The sequence below is a fragment of the Streptomyces sp. SID3212 genome, from assembly GCF_009865405.1.
In the GTDB taxonomy this organism is placed as follows: domain Bacteria; phylum Actinomycetota; class Actinomycetes; order Streptomycetales; family Streptomycetaceae; genus Streptomyces.
In genome coordinates this window covers 1-3,595 of the sequence record NZ_WWJY01000182.1, presented here as the reverse complement: position 1 = coordinate 3,595, position 3,595 = coordinate 1, and the positions used below count along the sequence as shown (strand labels likewise).

Annotated in this window: 4 protein-coding genes; 1 reads left to right on the top strand and 3 read right to left on the bottom strand. The window is 72.9% G+C overall.

From position 1 onward, the window contains the following. Together GT042_RS05465 and GT042_RS05460 are read right to left on the bottom strand one after the other, a co-directional pair. Nucleotides 1–589: amidohydrolase family protein (locus GT042_RS05465; protein WP_161307562.1), on the bottom strand; the 589-nt coding region annotated here is incomplete at its 3' end. A gap of 85 nt (nucleotides 590–674) precedes the next feature. After that, nucleotides 675–1,115, bottom strand: coding sequence for an Lrp/AsnC family transcriptional regulator (locus GT042_RS05460; protein WP_161307561.1), 441 nt, complete (start codon nucleotides 1,113–1,115; stop codon nucleotides 675–677). 228 nt (nucleotides 1,116–1,343) lie between these two features. Between GT042_RS05460 and GT042_RS05455 the strand changes: the two genes are divergently transcribed. Continuing rightward, complete coding sequence (locus tag GT042_RS05455) at nucleotides 1,344–1,769, top strand: hypothetical protein (RefSeq protein ID WP_161307560.1); 426 nt, start codon at nucleotides 1,344–1,346, stop codon at nucleotides 1,767–1,769. Between the two features lie 89 nt (nucleotides 1,770–1,858). Here the strand turns inward: GT042_RS05455 and GT042_RS05450 are convergent, their stop codons facing one another. Further along, nucleotides 1,859–3,031 carry an acyl-CoA dehydrogenase family protein gene (locus GT042_RS05450; RefSeq protein ID WP_161307559.1) on the bottom strand — a complete coding sequence of 391 codons (1,173 nt, stop codon included), beginning with the start codon at nucleotides 3,029–3,031 and terminating at the stop codon, nucleotides 1,859–1,861. Between the last annotated feature and the right edge of the window lie 564 nt (nucleotides 3,032–3,595).

The window sequence follows — 3,595 nt, the reverse complement described above, 5'->3', positions numbered from 1 at the left end:
CGCGCTGCCGGGGCGAGACGGCGGCGTGGGCCGCCGCCCGGACGGCGTGGTGTGCCGCGGCCGTCAGCGGTCCCTCCTGGTCGTAGCCGGTGAGGGAGGTGACGCCGGGGACCAGGTCGAGCAGGGCGGTGGTCGCGACGGCGGAGTGGACGTCGATACGGGTCAGGTAGAGGGGCCGCCCGCCGGTCGCCTCGTCCAGTTCGGCGCGGGACGGCGCGCGCCGCTCGGGCCAGCGGGCGGAGTCCCAGCCGTGGCCGAGGAGGATCCGTACGCCGGGGTGCGCGGTGGCGTGGGCCCGTACGAGCCCGAGCGCGTCCCGCAGGCTCCGCGCGCCGGACAGGTCGAGGCCCGTGAGCGCGAGGCCCGTCGCGGTGGTGTGGACGTGGGCGTCGGTGAAGGCGGGGGTGACCAGCGCGCCGTCGAGGTCGACCACCTCGTCCACCCCGGTGGCGAAGGCGTCCGCCGCTCCTTCCGAGCCCACCCAGGCGACATGGCCGCGTTCGACGACCATGGCGGTGGCGAAGGGGTCGGCGGGGCTGTGGACTTCTCCGCCGCGCAGGAGCACGGTGCGGGTTTCGCTCTCGGTCATGCCGACCAGTGTCTCTTTTCCGGCCGGGCGCCCGGCCGCCGGGGGACCCAGTACGACGGTCCGTACAAAGAGACGCGCCAGGCCCTCACATGCGCGGCGGGCGCGCCTCGTACGGGGTGGAGAGGACCACCGTCGTCCTGGTGGAGACGCCGGCCAGACCGCGGATGCGGGTCAGCAGGTGCTCCAGCTCCAGCGGGGTGGCGACCCGGACCTTGAGGATGTAGTTCTCGTCCCCGGCGACGCTGTGGCACGCCTCGATCTCGGGGACCGACGCGAGACGGTCCGCGATGTCGTCGGGGGCGCTCGGGTCGAACGGTTTCGCGGAGATGAAGGCCGTCAGCGGCAGGCCGACGGCCTCCGGGTCGACCACGGCCGCGTACCCGCGGATGACACCGCGCTGCTCCAGCCGGCGGACCCGCTGATGCACGGCCGAGGTGGACAGGCCGGTGGCCTTGCCCAGGTCGGTGTAGCTCATCCGGCCGTCCTTGACGAGCAACTCCACGATCTGACGATCCAGCTCCTCCATACGGATCAACCTATTGCCCCGGGTCCCCTCCGGCACAGTCGGCCGGGGGTCTCTTGTGGGGGGCCTCCCCATGGCTCGCGGACACGTGCGGCGGGCATGTGACGAACGCCACAGATCTGTGGGGCAGTCCGTCGTGACCTCACGGTTACCGGACGCGCACGGAGGGAATTGCTTGCTGTGGTCGAGACCACAAGTGCCTGGTCGGCCCACCCGAGGGGGAATGTCTCCATGCAGAGCCTGAAGCGCGCCGGACGCGGCGAACCGGAATCCGTCGACCTTGTCGAGGCGGACGATTCCGACGAGTTCGACGAGTCCGATCTCTACGACACGTTCGAGATGTACCGGGTCGTCTGCCCGGACTGCGCCCGGCCGATCGCGCTCCTGGCGGACGAGGACGTCCTGCCCGAGCACGCGCTGTGCCCGTCCCCGTGGAACCCGTTCGTGCTCACGGTCTGCGCGGGTACGGGACGCAGCGCGTCGGAGGCCGGGGCCGCCGACGAGTCGCCGGAGGCCCAGGAGCAGCACACCGCCCTGCTCCTGACGCTTCCTCAGGGACTCGACTGGCGGACGCAGCCCTTCTCGCACGTCGGCGGCCCGGGCTCGCGGCCGTTCAAGTCGTTCCCGGCGGCGCGTCAGGCCTCCCGCGCCGCGTGAGCGCGGAGCCGTACCGTACGTAGGTCAACCCCCGCACCATGACGACGTGTTCGTCGTGGTGCGGGTCCGCGTCCGGCCCAGGACACGCCCTAGCGGGTTTCCGGGCCCAGCAGTTGACGGGCGATCACCATCCGCTGGATCTGGTTGGTGCCCTCCACGATCTGGAGCACCTTCGCCTCGCGCATGTAGCGCTCGACGGGGAAGTCCGCCGTGTAGCCGTAGCCGCCGAGGACCTGGACGGCGTCGGTGGTGACGCGCATGGCCGCGTCCGTGCAGAACAGCTTCGCCATGGCGGCCTGCCGGGAGAACGGCAGCCCGGCGTCGCGCAGCCGCGCGGCGGCGAGGTAGAGCGCGCGGCCCGCCTCGATCTGGGTCGCCATGTCCGCGATCAGGAAGCGCAGGCCCTGGAAGTCCGCGATGGGGCGGCCGAACTGCTGTCTGCCGGTCGCGTACGCCGTGGCCTCGTCCAGCGCCGCCTGCGCGAGGCCGACGGCGCACGCGGCGATGCCGAGGCGTCCCGAGTCGAGCGAGGCGAGCGCGATCGCGAAGCCCTGCCCCTCCTCGCCGATGCGCCGGTCGTCCGCCACCCGTACGCCGTCGAAGTGGAGTTGGGCGGTGGGCGAGCCCTTCATGCCCATCTTCTTCTCCGGGGCGGCGGCGTGCAGGCCGGGGGCGTCACCCGGCACGAGGAAGGCCGTGATGCCCCGCGCGCCGTCGCCGCCGGTCCTGGCCAGGACGGTGCAGAAGTCCGCGATCCCTCCGTGGGTGATCCAGGCCTTGGTGCCGGTGATGACCCAGTCGTCGCCGTCCCTGACCGCGCGCGTCCGCAGCGAGGCGGCGTCGGAGCCCGAGGCGGGCTCGGAGAGGCAGTAGGCGCCCAGCAGACCGCCGCCCAGCATCGCGGGGAGGTGTTCGGCCTGCTGCTCCTTGCCGCCGAACGCGGCGAGCGCGTAGGAGGCCAGGGAGTGGACGCTGACGCCGAGGCCGACGGTGAGGCGGGCGGCGGCGAGTTCTTCGAGGACCTGGAGGTAGACCTCGTACGGCTGGTCCCCGCCGCCGACGGCGGAGTCGTACGGCAGGCCGAGCAGGCCCGACTCGGAGAGCAGGGTGAAGAGCCGGCGCGGGAAGTGTCCCGCCTCCTCCTCCTCGGCAGCGGCGGGAACGATCTCCCGCTGTGCGATGTCGCGTACGAGCGCGAGAAGATCCTCGGACTCCTCGGTGGGCAGGTGACGTTCCACCGGCTGCGGGACGCGGTCGGGCATGGCGGCGCTCTCCTCCCTGTCGGGACACTGCGGCGGTCGCGCGCGGGGTGGGGCGGCGCCGCCGGCTGAGGTCCGGGGTGCCCCCGGACGCGTACTGCCCAACCGATGCTGCCTTCCCGGATCGCGGAAGGGGCTGACCAGCGGTTGTGGCGCGTTGAGTATGCCCGATCGGCGGCCCCCCGTCACCGGGGCGGATCCGCCCGCCCCGCGCGCCGCCGATCACGCTCCGGCGCCCGGCCCGTCCCCTTCGTCCCCTTACGGCGCGGCCGAGTTGGTCCGCACCATTGACCGCAGTGGTCTAGTCCTTCTAACGTCCACCCGGAACGGGTTCGGTGTTCATGTCACATCCGGACCGTGGCCGGCCGCCCTTCCACCGCTCCGTCCCGTCCGGCCACTCCCCCACCCGTACGTCCTCCCCCACGAGGAGACTTCGTGCTCACACTTCACCGTTCACGCACCCGGTTCCGGGCGCTCGTCGCCGCCGCGTGTACCGCCGCTCTCGGCGTCAGCCTCCTCGCCGGAGCCGGCAGCGCCTCCGCGGGCGCGCCGACGTCGCCGGCGGCC

Bases quoted from the DNA above. Each gene is read 5' to 3' on its own strand.
- GT042_RS05460 (WP_161307561.1), bottom strand. From the start codon at position 1,115: ATGGAGGAGCTGGATCGTCAGATCGTGGAGTTGCTCGTCAAGGACGGC.
- GT042_RS05450 (WP_161307559.1), bottom strand. From the start codon at position 3,031: ATGCCCGACCGCGTCCCGCAGCCGGTGGAACGTCACCTGCCCACCGAG.
- GT042_RS05455 (WP_161307560.1), top strand. From the start codon at position 1,344: ATGCAGAGCCTGAAGCGCGCCGGACGCGGCGAACCGGAATCCGTCGAC.